Source organism: Pseudomonas sp. PDM18, from assembly GCF_014852585.1.
GTDB lineage: Bacteria > Pseudomonadota > Gammaproteobacteria > Pseudomonadales > Pseudomonadaceae > Pseudomonas.
Window position 1 is genome coordinate 1 of sequence record NZ_JACVBX010000006.1, and the last position, 17,452, is coordinate 17,452.

25 protein-coding genes are annotated in these 17,452 nt (G+C 64.4%); 10 read left to right on the plus strand and 15 right to left on the minus strand.

Annotation, left to right across the window (positions count from 1 at the left end; all coding sequences use genetic code 11):
• Positions 1–349, minus strand: a 349-nt coding sequence (locus tag IB274_RS13795) for a sulfotransferase (RefSeq protein ID WP_192432501.1), incomplete at its 3' end; no start/stop codon positions are given.
• A gap of 332 nt (positions 350–681) precedes the next feature.
• Here IB274_RS13795 and IB274_RS13800 point away from each other — a divergent pair.
• Positions 682–1,584 (plus strand): hypothetical protein, encoded by a 903-nt coding sequence (locus tag IB274_RS13800; protein WP_192432502.1) that lies wholly within the window; start codon positions 682–684, stop codon positions 1,582–1,584.
• Positions 1,585–1,807: 223 nt separating this feature from the next.
• Positions 1,808–2,920 carry a mechanosensitive ion channel family protein gene (locus tag IB274_RS13805; RefSeq protein ID WP_192432503.1) on the plus strand — a complete coding sequence of 371 codons (1,113 nt, stop codon included), beginning with the start codon at positions 1,808–1,810 and terminating at the stop codon, positions 2,918–2,920.
• A gap of 14 nt (positions 2,921–2,934) precedes the next feature.
• Here the strand turns inward: IB274_RS13805 and IB274_RS13810 are convergent, their stop codons facing one another.
• Entirely contained in the window at positions 2,935–4,005 is a 1,071-nt protein-coding gene (locus IB274_RS13810) for a DUF748 domain-containing protein (RefSeq protein WP_192432504.1), read from the minus strand.
• 284 nt (positions 4,006–4,289) lie between these two features.
• Positions 4,290–4,520 carry a hypothetical protein gene (locus tag IB274_RS13815; RefSeq protein WP_192432505.1) on the minus strand — a complete coding sequence of 77 codons (231 nt, stop codon included), beginning with the start codon at positions 4,518–4,520 and terminating at the stop codon, positions 4,290–4,292.
• Positions 4,521–4,701: 181 nt separating this feature from the next.
• Here IB274_RS13815 and IB274_RS13820 point away from each other — a divergent pair, with 181 nt between their 5' ends.
• The 3 genes from IB274_RS13820 to IB274_RS13830 all read left to right on the plus strand — a co-directional run bounded on the left by IB274_RS13820 (position 4,702) and on the right by IB274_RS13830 (position 5,994).
• A complete protein-coding gene (locus tag IB274_RS13820; protein WP_192432506.1) occupies positions 4,702–5,019 on the plus strand; it encodes a YgaP-like transmembrane domain in 318 nt (105 codons plus the stop codon).
• 307 nt (positions 5,020–5,326) lie between these two features.
• Positions 5,327–5,716, plus strand: coding sequence for a DUF3509 domain-containing protein (locus tag IB274_RS13825; RefSeq protein ID WP_192432507.1), 390 nt, complete (start codon positions 5,327–5,329; stop codon positions 5,714–5,716).
• 104 nt (positions 5,717–5,820) lie between these two features.
• The gene (locus IB274_RS13830) at positions 5,821–5,994 is read left to right on the plus strand and encodes a general stress protein (RefSeq protein WP_192432508.1); all 174 of its coding nucleotides are present in this window, start codon (positions 5,821–5,823) and stop codon (positions 5,992–5,994) included.
• Positions 5,995–6,062: 68 nt separating this feature from the next.
• Here IB274_RS13830 and IB274_RS13835 read toward each other — a convergent pair whose 3' ends face one another.
• From IB274_RS13835 to IB274_RS13875, 10 genes are all read right to left on the minus strand, one after another.
• Positions 6,063–6,533 carry a hemerythrin domain-containing protein gene (locus IB274_RS13835; RefSeq protein ID WP_192432509.1) on the minus strand — a complete coding sequence of 157 codons (471 nt, stop codon included), beginning with the start codon at positions 6,531–6,533 and terminating at the stop codon, positions 6,063–6,065.
• An 81-nt stretch (positions 6,534–6,614) separates the two neighbouring features.
• Complete coding sequence (locus IB274_RS13840) at positions 6,615–7,133, minus strand: CinA family protein (RefSeq protein ID WP_192432510.1); 519 nt, start codon at positions 7,131–7,133, stop codon at positions 6,615–6,617.
• Between the two features lie 2 nt (positions 7,134–7,135).
• Positions 7,136–7,528 (minus strand): response regulator, encoded by a 393-nt coding sequence (locus IB274_RS13845; RefSeq protein WP_192432511.1) that lies wholly within the window; start codon positions 7,526–7,528, stop codon positions 7,136–7,138.
• Between the two features lie 340 nt (positions 7,529–7,868).
• Positions 7,869–8,066 (minus strand): hypothetical protein, encoded by a 198-nt coding sequence (locus IB274_RS13850; RefSeq protein ID WP_192432512.1) that lies wholly within the window; start codon positions 8,064–8,066, stop codon positions 7,869–7,871.
• Between the two features lie 49 nt (positions 8,067–8,115).
• Positions 8,116–8,292, minus strand: coding sequence for a hypothetical protein (locus IB274_RS13855; protein ID WP_192432513.1), 177 nt, complete (start codon positions 8,290–8,292; stop codon positions 8,116–8,118).
• A gap of 17 nt (positions 8,293–8,309) precedes the next feature.
• Complete coding sequence (locus IB274_RS13860; RefSeq protein ID WP_192432514.1) at positions 8,310–8,870, minus strand: type 1 glutamine amidotransferase domain-containing protein; 561 nt, start codon at positions 8,868–8,870, stop codon at positions 8,310–8,312.
• 327 nt (positions 8,871–9,197) lie between these two features.
• A complete protein-coding gene (locus IB274_RS13865) occupies positions 9,198–9,662 on the minus strand; it encodes a low affinity iron permease family protein (protein ID WP_192432515.1) in 465 nt (154 codons plus the stop codon).
• Positions 9,643–9,777 carry a hypothetical protein gene (locus IB274_RS29835; protein WP_263866338.1) on the minus strand — a complete coding sequence of 45 codons (135 nt, stop codon included), beginning with the start codon at positions 9,775–9,777 and terminating at the stop codon, positions 9,643–9,645. Before IB274_RS29835 ends, IB274_RS13865 begins: the two co-directional genes overlap by 20 nt.
• A gap of 159 nt (positions 9,778–9,936) precedes the next feature.
• Positions 9,937–10,230, minus strand: a complete 294-nt coding sequence (locus IB274_RS13870) for a hypothetical protein (RefSeq protein WP_192432516.1) — start codon at positions 10,228–10,230, stop codon at positions 9,937–9,939.
• 38 nt (positions 10,231–10,268) lie between these two features.
• Positions 10,269–12,038: a thiamine pyrophosphate-requiring protein gene (locus IB274_RS13875; protein WP_192432517.1), complete on the minus strand. Its 1,770-nt coding sequence runs from the start codon at positions 12,036–12,038 to the stop codon at positions 10,269–10,271.
• 222 nt (positions 12,039–12,260) lie between these two features.
• Here IB274_RS13875 and IB274_RS13880 point away from each other — a divergent pair, with 222 nt between their 5' ends.
• Genes IB274_RS13880 through IB274_RS13895 form a run of 4 tightly spaced genes read left to right on the plus strand, consistent with a single transcriptional unit; the run spans position 12,261 to position 15,251 of the window.
• Entirely contained in the window at positions 12,261–13,286 is a 1,026-nt protein-coding gene (locus IB274_RS13880) for an acyl-CoA dehydrogenase (RefSeq protein WP_412548427.1), read from the plus strand.
• Positions 13,283–14,026, plus strand: coding sequence for a PIG-L deacetylase family protein (locus tag IB274_RS13885; protein WP_192432519.1), 744 nt, complete (start codon positions 13,283–13,285; stop codon positions 14,024–14,026). Before IB274_RS13880 ends, IB274_RS13885 begins: the two co-directional genes overlap by 4 nt.
• Positions 14,023–14,601: a class I SAM-dependent methyltransferase gene (locus IB274_RS13890; RefSeq protein WP_318652875.1), complete on the plus strand. Its 579-nt coding sequence runs from the start codon at positions 14,023–14,025 to the stop codon at positions 14,599–14,601. Before IB274_RS13885 ends, IB274_RS13890 begins: the two co-directional genes overlap by 4 nt.
• Positions 14,598–15,251 (plus strand): glycosyltransferase, encoded by a 654-nt coding sequence (locus tag IB274_RS13895; protein ID WP_192432520.1) that lies wholly within the window; start codon positions 14,598–14,600, stop codon positions 15,249–15,251. The genes IB274_RS13890 and IB274_RS13895 overlap by 4 nt, the downstream gene beginning before the upstream one ends.
• 3 nt (positions 15,252–15,254) lie before the next feature.
• Here IB274_RS13895 and IB274_RS13900 read toward each other — a convergent pair whose 3' ends face one another.
• A complete protein-coding gene (locus IB274_RS13900) occupies positions 15,255–16,040 on the minus strand; it encodes an alpha/beta hydrolase family protein (protein ID WP_192432521.1) in 786 nt (261 codons plus the stop codon).
• Positions 16,027–17,136, minus strand: a complete 1,110-nt coding sequence (locus IB274_RS13905) for a DUF3182 family protein (protein WP_192432522.1) — start codon at positions 17,134–17,136, stop codon at positions 16,027–16,029. Before IB274_RS13905 ends, IB274_RS13900 begins: the two co-directional genes overlap by 14 nt.
• Before the next feature lie 88 nt (positions 17,137–17,224).
• On the opposite strand from IB274_RS13905, the gene IB274_RS13910 reads away from it, so the two are divergent.
• Positions 17,225–17,428, plus strand: coding sequence for a DUF2934 domain-containing protein (locus IB274_RS13910; RefSeq protein WP_192432523.1), 204 nt, complete (start codon positions 17,225–17,227; stop codon positions 17,426–17,428).
• Positions 17,429–17,452 lie beyond the last annotated feature (24 nt).

Here is a 17,452-nt window from a genome sequence, read left to right on the forward strand (position 1 = left end):
TGATCCAGGCGACGTTGCGCACGCAGGCGATGACCTTGCCCTGCGGGAACAGCTCGCGCAGGGCCGGCAGGTTGGCGCACCAGAGACGGTTGGTGTCGAACACCACGGACTTGTCGTGCTGGTCGGCGTAGTAGGAATCGAACAGGCCGCGCAACAGGCGACGGCGCTGATCCGCGTTCACTAGCGGGGCGAATTCACTGCCCGCGCTACACTGTTCACGCACGCTGGTAAACAGCCCGCCGACGGGGCTGGACATGCCCGCATGGAAGCGTGGGTTTTGCAGCAGGATGGCGGACAGCAGCGTACTGCCCGAGCGCGGCAAACCCGATATGAAGTGGAAATTCTGCATCCCTGCGCAACAACTCAGTGGCACTTTGCAATTGCGGGATGCTATTCCTTTCGAGAAATTTCGTACAGATTTTTCACACAGCGATCAAGACCGCTGAAACCCCCGCCAACAGCCGGCTCCCGGAATGTCCCGAAATAGACGCCCGGCCTCATTCCGCGCGCAGCTGGCCCATCGTGCAATCTGCCGCGGCAGATCACGGCATCCATGCGTTCTGCATACCTTGCGTTCGTCTCTTTAATTCCAACCCATTGAAAATACTGAATTTAATATTTTGAAACAGCTGGCACGTGCAGTGCAAAGGCAGTTCAGGCCCAGCCAAAGGAGCACCACCCATGATTGCCAGCACCGATACTTCACTCATTAACGTTCAGGATCGATCAGGCGTTGCCTGGCCGGCGATCTTCGCCGGCGCGGCAGCCGCCGCGGCGCTTTCGCTGATTCTCATCGTCCTGGGCTTCGGCCTCGGGTTTTCCGCCGTGTCGCCCTGGCCGGGCGATGGCGGAACGCTCAAACAGATGAGTATCTCCACCTTCATCTGGTTGGCGATCACCCAGGTCCTCGCCTCCGGCCTAGGCGGCTACCTCGCCGGGCGCCTGCGGGTGAAATGGGCCAGCCTGCATGGCGACGAAGTTTACTTCCGCGACACTGCCCACGGCTTCCTGGCCTGGGCCATCGCCACGCTGGTAACTGCCACCCTGGTCGTCGGCTCGGTCAGCAGCCTGGTGGGGGGTGGCTTGCAGGCCGGTGCGACGGTCGCTGCCGGGGCGGCGGCGAGTGCCACCAGTGCTTCCCCCGCCAAGGACGACAACGATGCGGCCTACTTCATCGACACCCTGTTCCGCGACAACCGCCCGGTCGCCGTCAGCGACGACGCTGCCCATGCCGTCGCATCGCGCATCTTCCTGCGTGGCCTGGCCGAAGGGCAGCTGAGCGCCGAGGACCGCACCTACCTCGCCCGCGTGATCGCCCAGCGCACAGAGATCAGCCAGGCCGAGGCAGAGCAACGCATCGATACGGTGTTCGCCCAGGCGCAACAGGCCAAGCAGCAGGCGCTACAGGCCGCCGACACGGCCCGCAAGGTCGCTGCCGGCTCGGCGCTGTGGATGTTCGCGGCGCTGCTGTGCGGTGCGTTCTTCGCCAGCTTCATGGCCATCCATGGAGGTCGCCGCCGTGACGCGGAGCTGCTGGTAGCCGACCACGTGCACTCCACTTCCCCCGCCCACTCCATTCGCTGACAGGAGACTCACCATGCGCTCGATCCTCCTTTACTTCCTCGGCGTGCCGATCCCGATCATTATCCTGATCGCGCTGTTCTGGCACTGATCGTCACCTGCGGGAGGACTGCATTGTCCTCCCGCTGCTTGCCACGGCGTCATGCACCTTTCATGCGTCGCGGCTGAACTTCTGCCTCCCACCCGACCCCAAACCTACTCCTGTCATCCTCGATAAGGAGCACTCATGGAGTCGCTGTATGCCTGGCTGGACCTGAGCCAGCTCGGCCGCCTGGCACTGATAGTGGCGGCCGCCGCCGCAGGATTCCTCGTCCTGCGCTTTCTGATTGCCTCAGCGCGCAAGCGCCTGGAGGGTCGCACGAGCCAATGGGCGCGCTACGCCGCGGCGATAGCCGGGCGCACCAGCAACGTACTGATCTTCGTCTTCGCCCTGATGCTCGCGCTCAAGCTCACCACCCTGCCCGATAACTGGAGCACGGCGCTGTCGCACGCCTGGTTCGTCGTGCTCGCACTGCAGGTGGCCTGGTGGCTGGACGCGTGCGTGCGCCTGTGGACGCACAACCTGTCGCGCTCGCGCTTCGGCGGCATCCAGAATCCAGTGATGGCGACCATCGTTTCCGTGGTGGTGCTGGTGGTGGTCTGGGCCGTGATGCTGCTGTCGATCCTGGCCAACCTGGGTGTGGACATCACCGCGCTGATCGCCAGCCTCGGAGTCGGCGGCATCGCGGTGGCGCTGGCGGTACAGACCATTCTCAGCGACATCTTCGCCTCGCTGTCGATCGGCTTCGACAAACCCTTCGAGATCGGCGACTTCGTGGTGTTCGGCGATGTGGCCGGGAGCATTGAGCACATCGGCCTGAAGACCACACGCATCCGCAGCCTGAGCGGCGAGCAGATCGTCTGCTCGAATGCCGAATTGCTCAAACAGACGCTGCACAACTACAAGCGGATGAATACCCGACGCATCGTCTTCCAGTTCGGTATCAGCTACCGAACCTCTGCTGACCAGGCCAAGGCAGTTGCAGACGTAGTGAAGCAGATCATCGACGAGATCGACGAGGCAAAGTTCGATCGGGCGCACTTCCTCTCTTTCGCCGAGAGTCGCCTGCTTTACGAAGTCGTCTACATCATGCAAACGGCTGACTACAACCGGTACATGGACGTGCAGCAGCGGATCAATCTGAGCTTGCTGGCCCGCATGCAGGAGCTGGAAGTCGATTTCGCCTTCCCGGTGCGCGAGCTACGCAATGTCGAGGCTGTTCACGATTTACGCGCACCAGCTCGCGAAGCGCTCAATATCCAGAGCCGAGAAGGCTCGTCGCGCGGGACCAGTCACTAGCGGGGCGGCTCTCGTCAGTCTGCGGGAGCCGAACGCTCGTAACGGGCGTTGAAGGCCTGGATGAAGGCGTTGCGCAGGATGCCGAGAAAGGCCTGGAACGCGCTGATGTCCTGGCGGTGGATGTTGCCGCTGAGATCCACTCGGGTGGCGAACTGGTCCTTGCTCTGGTTCTTCAGCACCGTCTCGCCGCCGCCGACCAGGGCTTCCCAGATTGAACGGAACAGGCTCTTGTCCTTTTCCTCCACATCCTGCTGCCAATTGAACACGTCGACATCGCGCAGCAGCGGTTTGATGTACCCGCTGAGGCGGCCCTTGACCGCCTTCGCTTCGATCACCAGGGTGCCGTGACCGCGATTGAAGTCGAACTTGCCGTAGGCCGAGGCGAAGTCATTGACCCGGCGCAGCTCCACCTCACTGGCGCGCAAACGCAACTGGAAGTCCTCGAAATCGGTGAATGGGTCGAAGGACGCCTCGACCTCCAGCGGCGCTTGGTCGAACAGACGGGCGTGACCTTCAAAACGAGCGACCCGTTCGCCCTTCTCGTCCGCCACGTTGGTGAGGCCGTACAGGCTCGCGTTGACCGCGCTGGCGGCCAGGTGCACAGGCGGACTGGACTGGTAGTTGTGGAAGCGGATGCGGCCGTCCTCGATGCGCAGCTCATCGAGGGTGATCGGCAGCAGTTTGTCCAGCTGCTCACTCCAGTTGGTGCCGGCGCCGCTCTGGGATTCCTGTCGGCCACCGCCATCGACGAAGTTCAGCTCCGGTCGCAGGAAGGTCACTCGCGCTACGATCCCATGCTCGTACCACAGCGCATGCCAGCTCACGGCGAGATCGATCACCGGGGCGTCCAGCAGCGGCACCGGCACCTTGCCGCTCACCTTGACGATCTTCAGCCCATTGATTCGGTACGCGCCACGCCAAAGCGCCAGGTCCACATCGGCGATCTGGCCGTGGTAGTCGCCCATGCGCTCCAGCTTGCCGTTGAGGTAGTCGCGGATCACGTAGGGCAACGCGATATGCGCGACCAGCAGCAACAGCAGGATCGCCAGGATGCTTGCCATGGGCACGCTGTAACGTCTTTTCATCCCGGCCTCCGAAGGTTCTCTGGCAGTGGACCGGCCTGGCGGCGAGCGAGTTCAGGGAATTGCCACCCGCCTGGTTGCGGCAATGGACGGACCGCGTTTCAGAGTGCCCGGATCACTTCCATGTCTACGCCCAACCACCGGTTCATCGAGCTGGGCGACCAGGCCCTGGGCGAATGCATCGGCGAGATAGACGCCAACGGCCATGCCCAATGGATGGCTGGCGGCGCCACGCAGGCCGGCTTCAGACCAGCAACATGCCGACCACGATCAGCGCGGCAACCGCGTCATTTCTCGGCAATGCCACTGAGGGTGATACCGTACCGGCGCAGCAACTCGATAATGACGGCATCGCCGTGCTGGTCCCTTGCCGCTCCGTACTCACCGGCGGGCAGGTTCTGCCGCGCCCAGCCGAGGACGAACGCGCTCGCCTGCTCGATGGTCGGGCGCCCCTCATGCTTCATCTCCAGCGTGCTGGTGTTGTTGTCCTTCTGGTAGCTGATCACCCATTCAGTCATAGGTATCTCCTCGGATGCCTGCATTGAACCTGTGCAGATGAGTCGCCCAGCCCGCTCGAGTTGCCCCAGTGCGACGGACGGGCCCACCGCCTGCGACTCAACTCGAACCAAACTCCCCTTGCGTCTGCCTACGGAATACCGGGCGCCTTGGCGCCTTGAACTTCGACCGTAGGAGAACGACATGAACGAACAGAATCTGAGCGGATGGGAACGGGCGGCCTCCATCGCCGCAGGCATCGCGGCTATCGGCCTGGGCGTACGGCGTGGCGGGTTGGGTGGTTGGTTGCGCGTGGGCGCCGGACTGCTGGCGGCCAAGCGTGGCCTGAGCGGTCACTGCCAGGTGAAAGCGGCGCTAAACAAACCAGTCCTGGAACCGTTGCGCTCTGAGCTGGCCGCTGCGGTGCCCTCTCCCGGTGTGGCGGACTCGACGGTCTCGGAGGCCCGCATTGACCATGCGCTGGAGGAAACTTTCCCCGCCAGCGATCCGATCTCGCCCTGAGGCGTCTCCAGGCCAGGCGGGGCAAACCTCGACGTCGAGCGTTCTCCCGCAAGGCGCAATGCCGGGCGGGAGAACGAACCCGGCTTTTGACTGTTCAAGCTGATTGCCGGACCTCGATGAATGGATCGCCCGAAACCCGCGTGCCAGCCGCTGCGCTTATCAAATTGCCAGTAGCAGAATGCACGGCCCCGCGGCCTTCTCGCGTGCATTTTTCAAGTACCCCGAACCACGGATCAAGGACTTACGCCGATTTATCGCTGGCCCGCCGGTTGCTCCTCTTTTTGCATCAACAAGGAGGAACCCGCCCATGCACGGCAATTTCGAGCATTCATTTGAGACCACCCATGACCTGATCCGCCAGGCCCTGCCCGACTACGCGATCAGCTTCTCCGATCGCCCCGATAAGGCGTTGCTGTGCCACATCCACAGCCACGACGGCGCGCATCTGTTCGATCGCGTGATTACCCGGCAGGACCTGCAACACCAGCAACTGCTGGACGACCTGATCGGGCGCATCAAGCGCGACCTGATACTGGAGTGCGGCCCGCTCCCCGAGGAACAGGTCGAGGTGTTCACCAAGCGCATACCCCTGCCGACTTTCAAGCCCGGCCACGGCAAGCACCGCCAGCGCAAGATCGTGGTCGCTGGTGAACGCCTGCGCAATCTGGCGGCTATGCGCCAGAAGCTGCGCGCCTGAAATTTCTTCTCATCCCGCTTCGTTGCCCGGGGGTTCGCCCCAGGGCAACGCGTACATGGACGGGCCGTGCGCCCGCTAACCTCATAGCATCAGGAGAAAACACCATGGCCCAACACCGAGGTGGAAAAGGCAATTTCGCGGAAGACCCCCAACGCGCCGCTGAAGCGGGCCGTAAAGGCGGTTCCAACAGCGGCGGCAACTTCAGGAACGACCCACAACGCGCCTCCGAAGCCGGACGCAAGGGGGGACAGCGCACGCGCAGCAACACCCCCGAATAATCCGCCGCGCAAAAAAGAAGCGAAGCCAGGCCAGCCTGACTTCGCTTTTTCATGCCACTTGCTGGAACTCAGGCGGCGCTCTTTTCCCAGTGTGTCTTGATGTCCTTCTTCATCTGCTGCATGGCGGCGCCCAGGCGGTCCAGGGTGGGATGGTCGAGCAATTCCGCGGCGCGCGGGAACATCTCCTGTTCCTCCTCCTCGATGTGGTGCTCCAGCAACTCCTTGAGCACCTTGACCCGACCGGCGAACTCGATGCTGTCCGGCCTGGTCTTCTTCAGGTCGGGCAGTACCAGGGCGTCCACGGTACGGTGTTCCTCCTTGGCTTCGAAGTACATCTTCGCGTCGTCCTTCTCGCCCACCTGCTTGAGCGCCGGATAGAAGATCTCCTCCTCGATGCTGGTGTGTTGGGCCAGTTCCAGTTCGATGCGGCGAAGCAGTTCCGGGCGTTTCTTCACCGCGCGCTCGGTGGTTTCACTCAGTTCGCCGAGCAATTTCTTCACCACTTCATGGTCGTGCTTGAGCAGTTCGATGGCATTCATCACAGGTCTCCTCTCAGGGTTTTCACGGCTTTCTTTCACGGTTTGCTTACACAGGATGGCTCTGGGTTATCGCTTGGCGGCTCAGCGCCTTTCACCGGCCAGCGCCCGGCGATGGAATTCGGGAATCAGCTCCAGGGCATGGCGCACCGTCTGCTGGCGCATCCAATCCGGGTCGCCAGTGAAACGCACCCGCCGGGTGAACAGCCCAAGTCCATCAGCCATGCGAAACCCCCAGGCCAGGCAGACGGTACCGGGCGCGATGCCGTCCTTGCCCTCCTCGTCCAGCAGACCGGTCACCGCCAGTACGGCGTTCGTCGGCTCGTAGCGCAAGGCTGCCTCGGCCATCGCCCTGGCAACTTCGACGCTGGTCAGGTTGAATTCCTCCAGCCACATCGCCTCTACGCCCAGCAGTTCGCGCTTGGCGGTGGGCGAATAGACCACCAACCCGCCCTCCATCACCTGCCCGCTGCCGGGCACGGAAGACAGCACCGCCGCGATATGCCCGCCCGTGCAGGATTCGGCGGTCAGCAGGCGCAGGCGCTGCCGCCCCAGGTATTCCACGACCCGCTGGGCCGCTTCGCGTAAGTCCACTTCAAACATGATCAAAACTCCTGCCTGGGCTTAACGGCGGAACGGCACAGCGCGTGCTCGATGGCCCGCTCCAGTTCGTCCAGGCGAATGGGTTTGAGAAGAGCCGGGTACGGCACGCTGTCGTCCACCACCCGCGGTCCGGAAGAAGACAGGCCCAGCACGCGCATGAGCGGCCGCACCGGCAGACAGGCTTCAACCAGTACGCCGGCGGTGTGCGGGCCGGTAAGCTGCTCGTCGAGCAGAAAGAGGTCGATCACGGCGGCGGAATTCAGATGCTCCAGCGCCGCCTCCAGTGACGAAGCGCTGAATACGGCATGGCCCTGGTCGAGCAGGTACTGCTCCAGGCGCCAGAGTTCGTCGGCTCGCTCTTCGAGGATCAGGATGGAAGCTTCGCGCAGGTTCATGCCGGTCTCCTTGGTTCCGGAGAGATACCCAGCAACTTCCGCGCCTGCATTTGCGCTGAGTCCACGATCCGCGCCAGAGCGGTTACGGACTGAATTGATCGCACCGTGCAATCAGCATTGCGCACGATGGTGGCCTCCCGTCGATGCAATTCGCCCGAGCGCAGCGGCGCTCCTGTCGGGCTGACCGCGCGTACCGCTCTCCTTTGAGCCACATCGAAGGGAGCTACCTCTGCGAAAATACCGACCTGTCACCCTCACCCTGCGGCCCGTGCGAGCGAGCAAAAAAAGCCCGGCGCAAGACCGGGCCTTTTGTTTCGGGTTACGGATATGGGACCGGCGATCAGCAGGGACGGCCCTCATCGCCAAGCCCGGCGATGTCGGGATCGCTGGGCAAGACTTCCGGCTCGTCCATGTGCGTCTTGGGCGTTGATAGCTGGTCTTCGCGGTTATCGCCACGGCGGCTCCATTCCGGATGCAATTCGCCTGGTATGTTCTGCCGGCCACTTTGGCTGCCGGTGCGCGGTTCGTTCTGGCTCATATCGGTTCTCCTCCGAGAGCGGCCTAACCGGCTTTCCAGGGCCAACCCGTCAAGGACGTTCGATCTGGATTTTGGTGATGTCCGCCGGGTTGGCCTCGGCGTGACGCGACTGCACGTAGAAGCGCGCCTGGTCCGGCGTCAGCGAGCCCGAAAAGCTGTTCACCTCGATGCTGTAGGGCTGGTCGTAGAGCCGGTAATTAACGGTGAAGGTGCGGGTTTCGCTCATGGGATTCTCCTGTTCAGTCATGCGGCCTTGAGTGCTTCGCCCAGTGCCTCGTTGAACGCCTGCAGGTCTCCAGGATTGCGCGAAGTGATGAGCGTCCAGCCCTTGGCCGGGCACACCTCCACCGGGGCGTCGCGCCAGTCGGCGCCGGCGTTCACCAAGTCGGTTCGCACGCTGGCATAGGAGGTCAGCGATTTCTCGGAGACCACACCGGCGTCGATCAGCAGCCAGGGGCCGTGGCAAATGGCGGCGATGGGTTTTCCGGCTTCGCTGAATTCCTTGACCAGCCTCTGCGCGTCCGCGTCCTGGCGCAGGATGTCGGCATTCACCGTGCCGCCGGGGATCACCAGCAGGTCGTAGTCGCCAGCCTTGAGGCCATCGAGCTTCGTGTCAGAGTTCACCTGGACGTCCTTCTCGCTGTCGTGCACCCAGGTCTGCGCCGGGCCGCCCTTCACGCTGGCGTGAGTCACTGTGGCGCCCTGCGCTTTCAGGGCGCGCATCGGCTCGAGCAGTTCATCGCGTTCGATGCCGGCATTGGCGGTGATGAACAGGACGTTCCTGCCTTGCAGATTATCAGTCATGGATATGCCTCCTCGGGAGGAGGACGCCGCCGGGGCACCCTCCTCGCGGATGGTTGTGATCGTTACGGTTCCAGACGCCCGCGCCACTGAGCGCAGGAGGTTGGCACTGAGCCTGTCGGCATTGCAGCTGGCGACATTGGTCAGGGAGACGATGCCCACCAGACGCTTCTCCGGGTTGACCACGGCCGGGCGGTGCTTTCGGTCTGCGCCATGTTCTTCGTCACATCGTCATGTCGGCCATGGCGCGCTCCTTGTCGGGCTGAGGGGCTGTACTGTTGAGTCCATGTGAGGCCCTGGCTGACCATCATTGCGACGAATGGCCGGCACTCAGCCCCTGGAGTCACCTTCTTCCTGTTGCTCCTCGCGGTTGGCCACCTTCTGTGGCGAGCCTTCCCCGTCGTGTTCCTCGCCCATTTTCTCGTAGGTCTTGCGCAGCTTTTGCAGCTCTTCGCTGCCCATGTCGTCCAGTCCCATCAGCACCTGGTGGGCGTGTTTGGTGGTACGCAGGAGCTCGTCGATCTTGATGTGCAGCGCGTCGGTGTCGCGGTTCTGGGTGCTCTGGATGAGGAATACCATGAGGAAGGTGATGATGGTGGTCGAGGTGTTGATCACCAGTTGCCAGGTGTCGTTGAAATGGAAGAACGGCCCGCTGAGCGCCCACCCCACCAGTAGCACGCATGCCAGGGCGAAGGTCAGCGGGCGCCCGGACCATTGCGACAACGCCTGGGCGAAGCGCGAGAAGCTGGCGCCGCCTTTTTTCTCGCCGGGAGATTCATTCGCTGCGTTCGACATGGACGGTACGCTCGGGGACGGTAATGGTGACTTCACGCGGCGGCGTGGGCTTTTCCAGGGACTTGCGATTCCGGTTGCCGGGCTTGCCGGCGGAAGCAGTGCGAGGGGCGGTCATGGTGCGCTCTCCGTGAAAAAGGTGCCTGACGGGTAGAGGCAGCGAGCGCGCCGCGAGTTCAGAAAAAACGTGGCCGGGAGACGGGGTCGCCTGCCGGCGCTTCCTCGGCGTGGCCCGCTTCTGCCCTCCGGTCGCAATCACCGGTAATACACACACGGCTCAATACGCGTCGGGGGTGGTTCCTTTCTTCTGGGTGCTGTCGTGGTTCTTGCTCTCCTGCTTGTCCCTGCTCTCCTGAGACTGCACCTGGCTGTTGTCGTCGGTGCGGCCTTCATCCTTTTGCTTCTGCTGCGAGGCCGGAGGTGTGGGCGCCTGGCCGGGGCTCTGGCCATGGGGTTTTTCGTTGGTCGGCACTTGCTTGGGGGCCTCGGCGGCGTAGGCCGGTATCAGTCCGATGGACAGCCAGGCCAGTAGAACGACGGCAACGGGACGGGCGAGTTTGGCTTTGTTCATGGTGCGGCTCTCCTCGGGTTGAGTCAGCGGGGATTGGATCATTTGCGTGCCAGTAACTGCCGCGCGCTCTGGCGCAACACGCCCCAGCGGCGCGGGTCGCCGGGCAAGGCGCCAAGCAGGTTGCGCGCCTGCTCGAAGCTGATGTGCGGCGGCAGCGGCGGCACGTCGGGATCGGTGAGTACCTCCAGCAGCACCGGGCGGTCGGCCTCGAAAGCTTCCTGCCAGGCCGCAGCCAGATGCGTGGCGTCGGTCACGCGGATGCCGCGAAAGCCCAGCAACTCGGCATAGCGCGCATAAGGGAAGTCGATGACTTCCTGGGCGGCGGCAAACTCCGGGTCGCCGGCCAGGGCGCGCTGTTCCCAGGTGACCTGGTTGAGGTCGCCGTTGTTGAGCACCAGCACGATGAAGGTCGGGTTGTCCTTCCAGCGCTTGTGGTACTGCTGCACGGTGACCAGCTCGGCGTTTCCGTTCATCTGCATGGCGCCGTCGCCAACCATGGCGATCACCGGACGCTCGGGATGCGCCAGCTTGGCGGCCAGCGCGTAGGGCACGCCGCTGCCCATGCTGGCCAGCTTGCCCGATAACGAACCGAGCATGCCTGGGCGCGCACGCAGGTCGCGGGCATACCAGTTGGTGTGGGAGCCGCTGTCGCCCGCCAGGATCACGTCGTCCGGCAATTGCGGCGAAAGCTCCCAGAACACCCGCTGAGGGTTGATCGGTTCGGCGGGCGTCATTGCCTGCTCGCGCAGCTCCTTCCAGCTGTCCACCACCGCTTTCTCTATGCGGATGCGCCAAGTGCCATGGCGCTTGGGCTTGAGCAGCGGCAGCAAGCGTCGGAGCGTCTCCGCGGCGTCCCCCAGCAACACCTGGTCGATGGGGTAACGCATGCTGACGTTGCGCGCCTGCAGGTCGATCTGCACTGCCCTGACCTGCCCAGGCTTGGGCAGGAACTCACTGTAGGGAAAGGTGGTGCCGATCATCAGCAGCGTGTCGCAGCGCTGCATCAGCTCCGCGCTGGCACGGGTGCCGAGCAGGCCGATGGAGCCCGTCACGTAAGGCAGGTCGTCGGCGACCACCATCTTGCCCAGCAGCGCCTTGGCGACGCCGGCGGACAGCGCTTCAGCCACCGCCTCGACCTCTTCGTGGGCACCCAGCGCACCGGCGCCGACGAGGATGGCGACCTTGCGCCCGGCATTGAGGATTTCCGCGGCGGCCACCAGCTCGTCTTCGCGAGCGTAGGGCCGTGGTGCGAGGAAGCCGACTCCCGAATAGACATAGCCATGCTTGTGCGGTGATTTCTCCGCCGGCATCTGCTGCACGTCGTTGGGGATGATCACGGTGGCGACCTGGCGCTCACTGCAGGCGACCCGCAACGCCCGGTCGATCACGTGGAGCAGCTGGCTCGGGCTGGCCACGGTCTCGACGTAATTGCTCACGTCGCGGAACAGCGTGTGCAGGTCCACTTCCTGCTGGTAGTCGCTGCCCAGGGCAGTCACTGCCTGCTGGCCGACGATGGCCAGCACCGGTTGATGGTCCATGCGCGCATCGTAAAGGCCGTTGAGCAGGTGGATGGCACCCGGCCCGGAGGTCGCCAGACAGACGCCCACCCCGCCGGTGAACTTGGCGTGGGCACCGGCCATGAAGGCGGCCATTTCCTCGTGACGTACGCGGATGTAATCGAAGTCCTCGGCGCGTCGGCCGAAGGCTCCCATGATTCCGTTGATGCCGTCGCCGGGATAGCCGAAGACGCGGTGTATACCCCACTGTTTGAGGCGTTCGAGCAATTGATCGGCGACGGTCTGGGACATGCGTTCCTCCGTTGTCTTGGGTCGCGAACTGCAGGACACAGGCAATGCGCCCCTGTCTGGACCGACCGACCCAATGCCATCGGGTTCACAACAATTCGCCAACGGCGAGGCTTTAACACGCATGTTTTCCACCGTGGTCGGATTCCTACGAACGGCACGCAGAGGGTTTGAACCGATGGGCGGTAAATCCAGTCCGGATGAATAAGCCCCTCACCATCGGACATCGTCATGACCCAGGACGGCCTGAATGCACTGTGCGACCTACTCCAGGATTTCCAATTGCCGCTGGACGCCGACCAGCAGCAAGCCGCGCTCGGCCATGCCCTGCGCACCCTGAGCGACAGCGGACTCGACCAGTTGCCGGGCCCGGGAAGCGGCGCCACGCTACGTCGCTGGCAGGCACTGGCGGCGGTAGCCGGCAGCGATCTGTCGCTGCTCAAGCTGTACGAGGGGCACACAGATGCACTGGCCATCCTTGACGAGCTGGAGGGTGAAACCCGCCCCGGTACCTGGGCGGTCTGGGCGGCCGAGCCGCCGGGCACCAGCGTGAAGATCGTGGCCCGCGAAGCCGGGTTCGTGCGCATCAGCGGCCGCAAACCGTGGTGCTCCGGTGCCGTCCTGGTGGAACACGCCCTGGTGACGGCCAAGGACGAGTGGGATCGCCCTCAACTGATCGCCGTGACCTTGGAGCAACCGGGCGTGACGATTGGCGATGGCGACTGGAATGCCGTCGGCATGGCGGCTACCCGAAGCGCCACGGTTGATTTCGACGGAGCACTCGCACGCTGCGTTGGCGCACCGCAGGCCTATCTGCAGCGGCCCGGATTCTGGCACGGCGGCGCCGGCATAGCCGCGTGCTGGTACGGCGCCGCCAGCCGCCTGGCCAGCTATCTGCGCGATGGCCGGCCTGAAGACCCGCACGCAATGGCTCACCTGGGCGCGGTGGATGCCGCACTGGCCGGTGCCGCCGGCGCATTGCGCGAATGCGCCAGCTGGATCGACGACAACCCGGATGCAAACTCGGAACTGCCCGCACGCCGCGTACGTGCCCAGGTGGAAGGCGCGGTCGAGGCCGTGCAATGGCATGTGGGCCACGCCCTGGGGGCCACGCCGTTCTGTCGGGACCTTCGTTTTGCCCGGATTGCCGCCGACCTGCCGGTGTTCCTCCGCCAGAGCCACGGCGAACGAGACCTGGCGCACCTCGGCCTGCACCTCACCAACCAGCGTCAGGAGCGGTGGTCGCTGTGAGCAACACGCTTGACCTGATTGCCGGTACACCCGGCACCCCCGCCTCGGCTTGGCAAGCCAGTTCGCAATTGGATCAGCTGCCGCGCATCAGCCGCCACGAGCTGTTGCCACCGGGACGACGGCTGGTGGTGGTCGCTCCACATCCCGACGATGAGGTGCTGGCCTGCGGCGGCTTGCTGGCAGGCCTTAATGAGGACGTTGAAGTGCTGCTGATCTCCGTGACCGACGGTGAAGGCAGCCACCCCGATTCTCCCCGCTGGACACCGGAGCGTCTGCGCAGAGCCCGCCTGGAAGAAAGTCGCGCAGCAGTGCTTGAACTCGGGCTGGCTGGGCTTCGGTGGCAATGGCAGCGCCTGCATCTGCCGGACAGCGGCGTACAAGCCGCCCTCCTGGCTCACATGCTGATCGAATGGATACGCCCTGGCGACCGGGTACTCAGCACCTGGCGGCGGGACGGGCACTGCGACCATGAGGCAACGGGGCTGGCCTGCGCCCAGGTCGCTGCCCGCTGCGACGCCCGCCACGTCGAGGCGCCGATCTGGGCCTGGCACTGGGCCCTGCCTGGTGACCCGCGCCTGCCCTGGGCCAGGGGGCGCCGGCTGGATCTCGACCAAGCGGCGGTGCAACGCAAACGCCGGGCGATTCAGGCGCATGTCAGCCAGCTCGAAGGCCCTCGGCCGATCCTCGATGCGCGCCTGCTGGAGACCCTATTGCAACCCTTCGAGGTGTACTTCCTGTGAGCTCACTGACTTCCGGATATTTCGACGAGATGTTCCGTGGTGACCCGGATCCCTGGTCGTTCCGTTCCTCCTGGTACGAGCGACGCAAGCGCGGACTGATACTCGCCAGCTTGCCGCGCGGCCGGTTCTCCAGCGGCTACGAGCCGGCCTGCGCAAACGGCGAGACCAGCGCCGAACTTGCTGGCAGGGTCGACTCGCTGCTGTGCAGCGACTTCAGTGTCGAGGCGCTTGCCCTCGCCCGACCGCGCCTGGCCGGGCTGGAGAATGTGCGCCTGGCCAGGCACTGCCTGCCAGCTGATTGGCCGCAGGAGCGTTTCGACCTGATCGTTCTTGGCGAGCTCGGCTATTACCTGGCATCCGGAGACTGGGCCAACCTCTGCCAATGCGCGGCTGCCAGCCTGGAGCCCGGCGGTGTACTGGTTGCCTGCCATTGGCGCCATCCCATCGAGGGCTGCGCGCTAGCGGGCGATGCGGTGCACGAATACCTGGCACGGGCGCTGCGCACTGCAGCCAAGATCAGCCATGTCGAGCGGGACTTCCGCCTGGAGCTGTGGTTCGACGAGGACGCTGCATGATCGGCGTACTCGTGCCTGCGCACAACGAAGCGGAATTGCTCGGCGCCTGTCTCGCGTCTCTGCAGCAGGCGGCGCTGCATCCGGAACTGAATGAGGAATCGGTGTGCATCCTCGTCGTGCTCGACGCCTGCACCGATGACAGCGAGGCCGTGGCCCGCGCCTGTGGTGCCGCCGTGCTGCGGGTCGACGAGCGCAACGTCGGCCATGCTCGCCGCGTCGGCGCAGCCTACCTGCTGGAACTGGGCGCTCGCTGGCTGGCGTGCACCGATGCAGACAGCAGCGTCGACCACGATTGGCTGGTGCGCCAACTGGCCTTCGGCGCCGAGGCGGTCTGCGGTACCGTCCGCGTTGCCGACTGGTCACCACGCGCGGAGCAGGTTCGCCTGATCTACGAAGCCCACTACCAAAGCACTGAGAATCATCGGCATATCCATGGTGCCAACCTCGGTGTATGTGCCCGCGCTTACCAGCGCGCCGGAGGTTTCCGCCCGCTCGCGGCGGACGAGGACGTACATCTGGTTCGCGACCTGGAGCGCAGCGGCGCGCGCATCGTCTGGACGCACCAGACCTGCGTCACCACCAGCGCCCGCCGTGACTGCCGTGCTCGGAATGGTTTCGGTGAATTCCTCGATGGGCTCGCGGCGCCCTGACGTTCAGCCCACGATCAGACGATTGGTGCGTTCGCCGACCACCATCTCGGTGATCCAGCGCACCAGGATGTCGGTGTAGGCCGCCTGCGATGTCTCGCTGCTCAGCGCATGGTCGGCCTGGTCGATGATCCGGTGGGTAAGCGAGTGCGTGTGCTGGAAGGCAGCGCGGTAACTCATGATGGTCGGGTGCGGGATATAGCTGTCGTGCTCCGACTCCACCAGCAGCACGTCTCCGTGAAACTTCGAACAGGCCTTCAGCGCACGGTTGCTGGCCGCCGGGATCAGGCTGGAGCGGTAGGCCATCAGGTCATCCCTGGGCAGTTCGCCCTTGGGCACGTCCCAGTCCTCGTCGCGATAGATCGCCGGCACGCGCAGTGCCAGCCAACGCACGGCACGCAGCTCGGTGAGGATCGCGGCAAGGTATCCGCCATAGCTGGTACCGACTACCGCGATGGCGCTGGAGTCGATACGCGGATGCGCCGCCAGCCGATCGTAGGCGGCCAGCAAGTCGCGCAGATTGTCCTCACGGGTGATGGAAGCCTGCAACGCTTCGCCGGCGCCGTGACCGGCGAGATCGAAGGTCAGGCAGACACAGCCAAGCCCCGCGATACCACGGGCCCGATTGAGATCGCGCTCCTGGCTGCCGCCCCAACCGTGCACGAAGAGTACGCCGGGCACATGGGTGCGAGGGCTGAGGAAATTGCCCTGCAGGCGCAGGCTTCCGACGTCGATATCGATGCGTTCGTCGCTGGAAAACTCTCGGGGAAGCAGGTCGTCACGGGAAGACATAAGGCGCCACCATTGCGTACTTCATGAGGAAATCACCGTGCTCGTCCGGCCCGCGATAGAGCACGCGAGCGTTGTCCGGCAGGGGTTTGTCCTCGAAGATTTCAAACGTCGAAGCACGTACCACGCACAGCGTCGGATCGGCGACGAAGGCTTCCAGCGCCGCCAGTTCGGCACCGCTGGCACCGCCGATGCGCCAGGACTGCTCCAGCACGCCGGAGCAACGCTGGCCGCGGACGTCCAGGCCCTGGGCGACGTCATAGTTACGTCGCGAGGCGAAAAAGGCCGCCAACAGCTGATGCGCGGCGCGGTCGAACTGCACCGCCTGGTGGATCGCCAGTTTCACCGACTCCACCAGGTCCAGTGCAAGCAGGCAATCGAAGTCGCCGCGCACCACCAGCAGGTCACTCCCACCATAGACGAGCTCACCGCGTGGGTTGCGATTGCGCTGCTGGACGCCGTGATAGCTGAGCAGAACACCGTTGATCATCACCTGGCCGACGCTGTGGGTCTGCGGCTCGTCGAGGTCGTCTTCGATCACCAGGCCCTGGTGGTAATCACCGTCCTCGTAGCGGGCCAGGGCCTCGGCCAATTGATCCGTATCCGCCACGACCTGCTGCCCCTGCCCGCCCCGGCTGGCTGCCGGCTTCAGCCGCTGCGGGCCTTGTTGCAGACGAGCGCTGGCGCAGCGCACGGCGTCGTTGTGGCAGAACACGCTGTGGCCATCGAGCACCAGCGGCTTGACCCGTGCAGCGAATGCGTCGCTCCAGCCTCGCGGGGTCAGGGTCGGTCGGTCGATCAGCGGGTGGACGATGGCCTTGCCGCCCTGGAACCCGTATTGCACATAGCCACCGAACAGGTCCAGCGGGCCGTGGATACCAAATTCCCCTGCCTGATCGCGTCCTACAACCGTGGCGTCCGGTACCCAGTAGAACTGCTGGCCGGCCTGCCGGTGCGAGGGCGGTTCGGAGCGAAAATCCAGGCCCTGGATCTCCGCCAGCCAGGCACCCAGGGCCTCGTGGGTCAGGCGGTCGGCTGGCTGCGCATCCGGATCGAGCGAGCAGGCCACGACAAGGCGTGGGCGATCGGCATCGTTCATGAAACGTCCCTCTGTCAGGCTATATGAACAAGCTGACTGATGCGGCAGTCATCGGTTCTACATAGATGACGAACTGCTGGAGCGGAGCATGAATCAGAACCGCAGTGACCAGGACCGCGAAGCACAGGTCCGCCAGAAGGCCTACGACCTTTGGGTTGCCGAAGGCAAACCTACAGGCCAGGCCGCCCGCCACTGGCAGATGGCCGAGGAGCATCTGGGCCACACGTTGCCCGTCGAACGCGCGCAGGAGCTTGACTACAAGGGCAAGCACACCCCTCGCCGCGAAGCGTAACGGCAAGGCGTATTGCAACCGACG

Excerpts from the sequence above, each read along its gene's own strand:
- IB274_RS13800 (WP_192432502.1), top strand. The coding sequence starts at position 682 with ATGATTGCCAGCACCGATACTTCACTCATTAACGTTCAGGATCGATCA.
- IB274_RS13805 (WP_192432503.1), top strand. The coding sequence starts at position 1,808 with ATGGAGTCGCTGTATGCCTGGCTGGACCTGAGCCAGCTCGGCCGCCTG.
- IB274_RS13810 (WP_192432504.1), bottom strand. The coding sequence starts at position 4,005 with ATGAAAAGACGTTACAGCGTGCCCATGGCAAGCATCCTGGCGATCCTG.
- IB274_RS13815 (WP_192432505.1), bottom strand. The coding sequence starts at position 4,520 with ATGACTGAATGGGTGATCAGCTACCAGAAGGACAACAACACCAGCACG.
- IB274_RS13820 (WP_192432506.1), top strand. The coding sequence starts at position 4,702 with ATGAACGAACAGAATCTGAGCGGATGGGAACGGGCGGCCTCCATCGCC.
- IB274_RS13825 (WP_192432507.1), top strand. The coding sequence starts at position 5,327 with ATGCACGGCAATTTCGAGCATTCATTTGAGACCACCCATGACCTGATC.
- IB274_RS13830 (WP_192432508.1), top strand. The coding sequence starts at position 5,821 with ATGGCCCAACACCGAGGTGGAAAAGGCAATTTCGCGGAAGACCCCCAA.
- IB274_RS13835 (WP_192432509.1), bottom strand. The coding sequence starts at position 6,533 with ATGAATGCCATCGAACTGCTCAAGCACGACCATGAAGTGGTGAAGAAA.
- IB274_RS13840 (WP_192432510.1), bottom strand. The coding sequence starts at position 7,133 with ATGTTTGAAGTGGACTTACGCGAAGCGGCCCAGCGGGTCGTGGAATAC.
- IB274_RS13845 (WP_192432511.1), bottom strand. The coding sequence starts at position 7,528 with ATGAACCTGCGCGAAGCTTCCATCCTGATCCTCGAAGAGCGAGCCGAC.
- IB274_RS13850 (WP_192432512.1), bottom strand. The coding sequence starts at position 8,066 with ATGAGCCAGAACGAACCGCGCACCGGCAGCCAAAGTGGCCGGCAGAAC.
- IB274_RS13855 (WP_192432513.1), bottom strand. The coding sequence starts at position 8,292 with ATGAGCGAAACCCGCACCTTCACCGTTAATTACCGGCTCTACGACCAG.
- IB274_RS13860 (WP_192432514.1), bottom strand. The coding sequence starts at position 8,870 with ATGACTGATAATCTGCAAGGCAGGAACGTCCTGTTCATCACCGCCAAT.
- IB274_RS13865 (WP_192432515.1), bottom strand. The coding sequence starts at position 9,662 with ATGTCGAACGCAGCGAATGAATCTCCCGGCGAGAAAAAAGGCGGCGCC.
- IB274_RS29835 (WP_263866338.1), bottom strand. The coding sequence starts at position 9,777 with ATGACCGCCCCTCGCACTGCTTCCGCCGGCAAGCCCGGCAACCGGAAT.
- IB274_RS13870 (WP_192432516.1), bottom strand. The coding sequence starts at position 10,230 with ATGAACAAAGCCAAACTCGCCCGTCCCGTTGCCGTCGTTCTACTGGCC.
- IB274_RS13875 (WP_192432517.1), bottom strand. The coding sequence starts at position 12,038 with ATGTCCCAGACCGTCGCCGATCAATTGCTCGAACGCCTCAAACAGTGG.
- IB274_RS13895 (WP_192432520.1), top strand. The coding sequence starts at position 14,598 with ATGATCGGCGTACTCGTGCCTGCGCACAACGAAGCGGAATTGCTCGGC.
- IB274_RS13900 (WP_192432521.1), bottom strand. The coding sequence starts at position 16,040 with ATGTCTTCCCGTGACGACCTGCTTCCCCGAGAGTTTTCCAGCGACGAA.
- IB274_RS13905 (WP_192432522.1), bottom strand. The coding sequence starts at position 17,136 with ATGAACGATGCCGATCGCCCACGCCTTGTCGTGGCCTGCTCGCTCGAT.
- IB274_RS13910 (WP_192432523.1), top strand. The coding sequence starts at position 17,225 with ATGAATCAGAACCGCAGTGACCAGGACCGCGAAGCACAGGTCCGCCAG.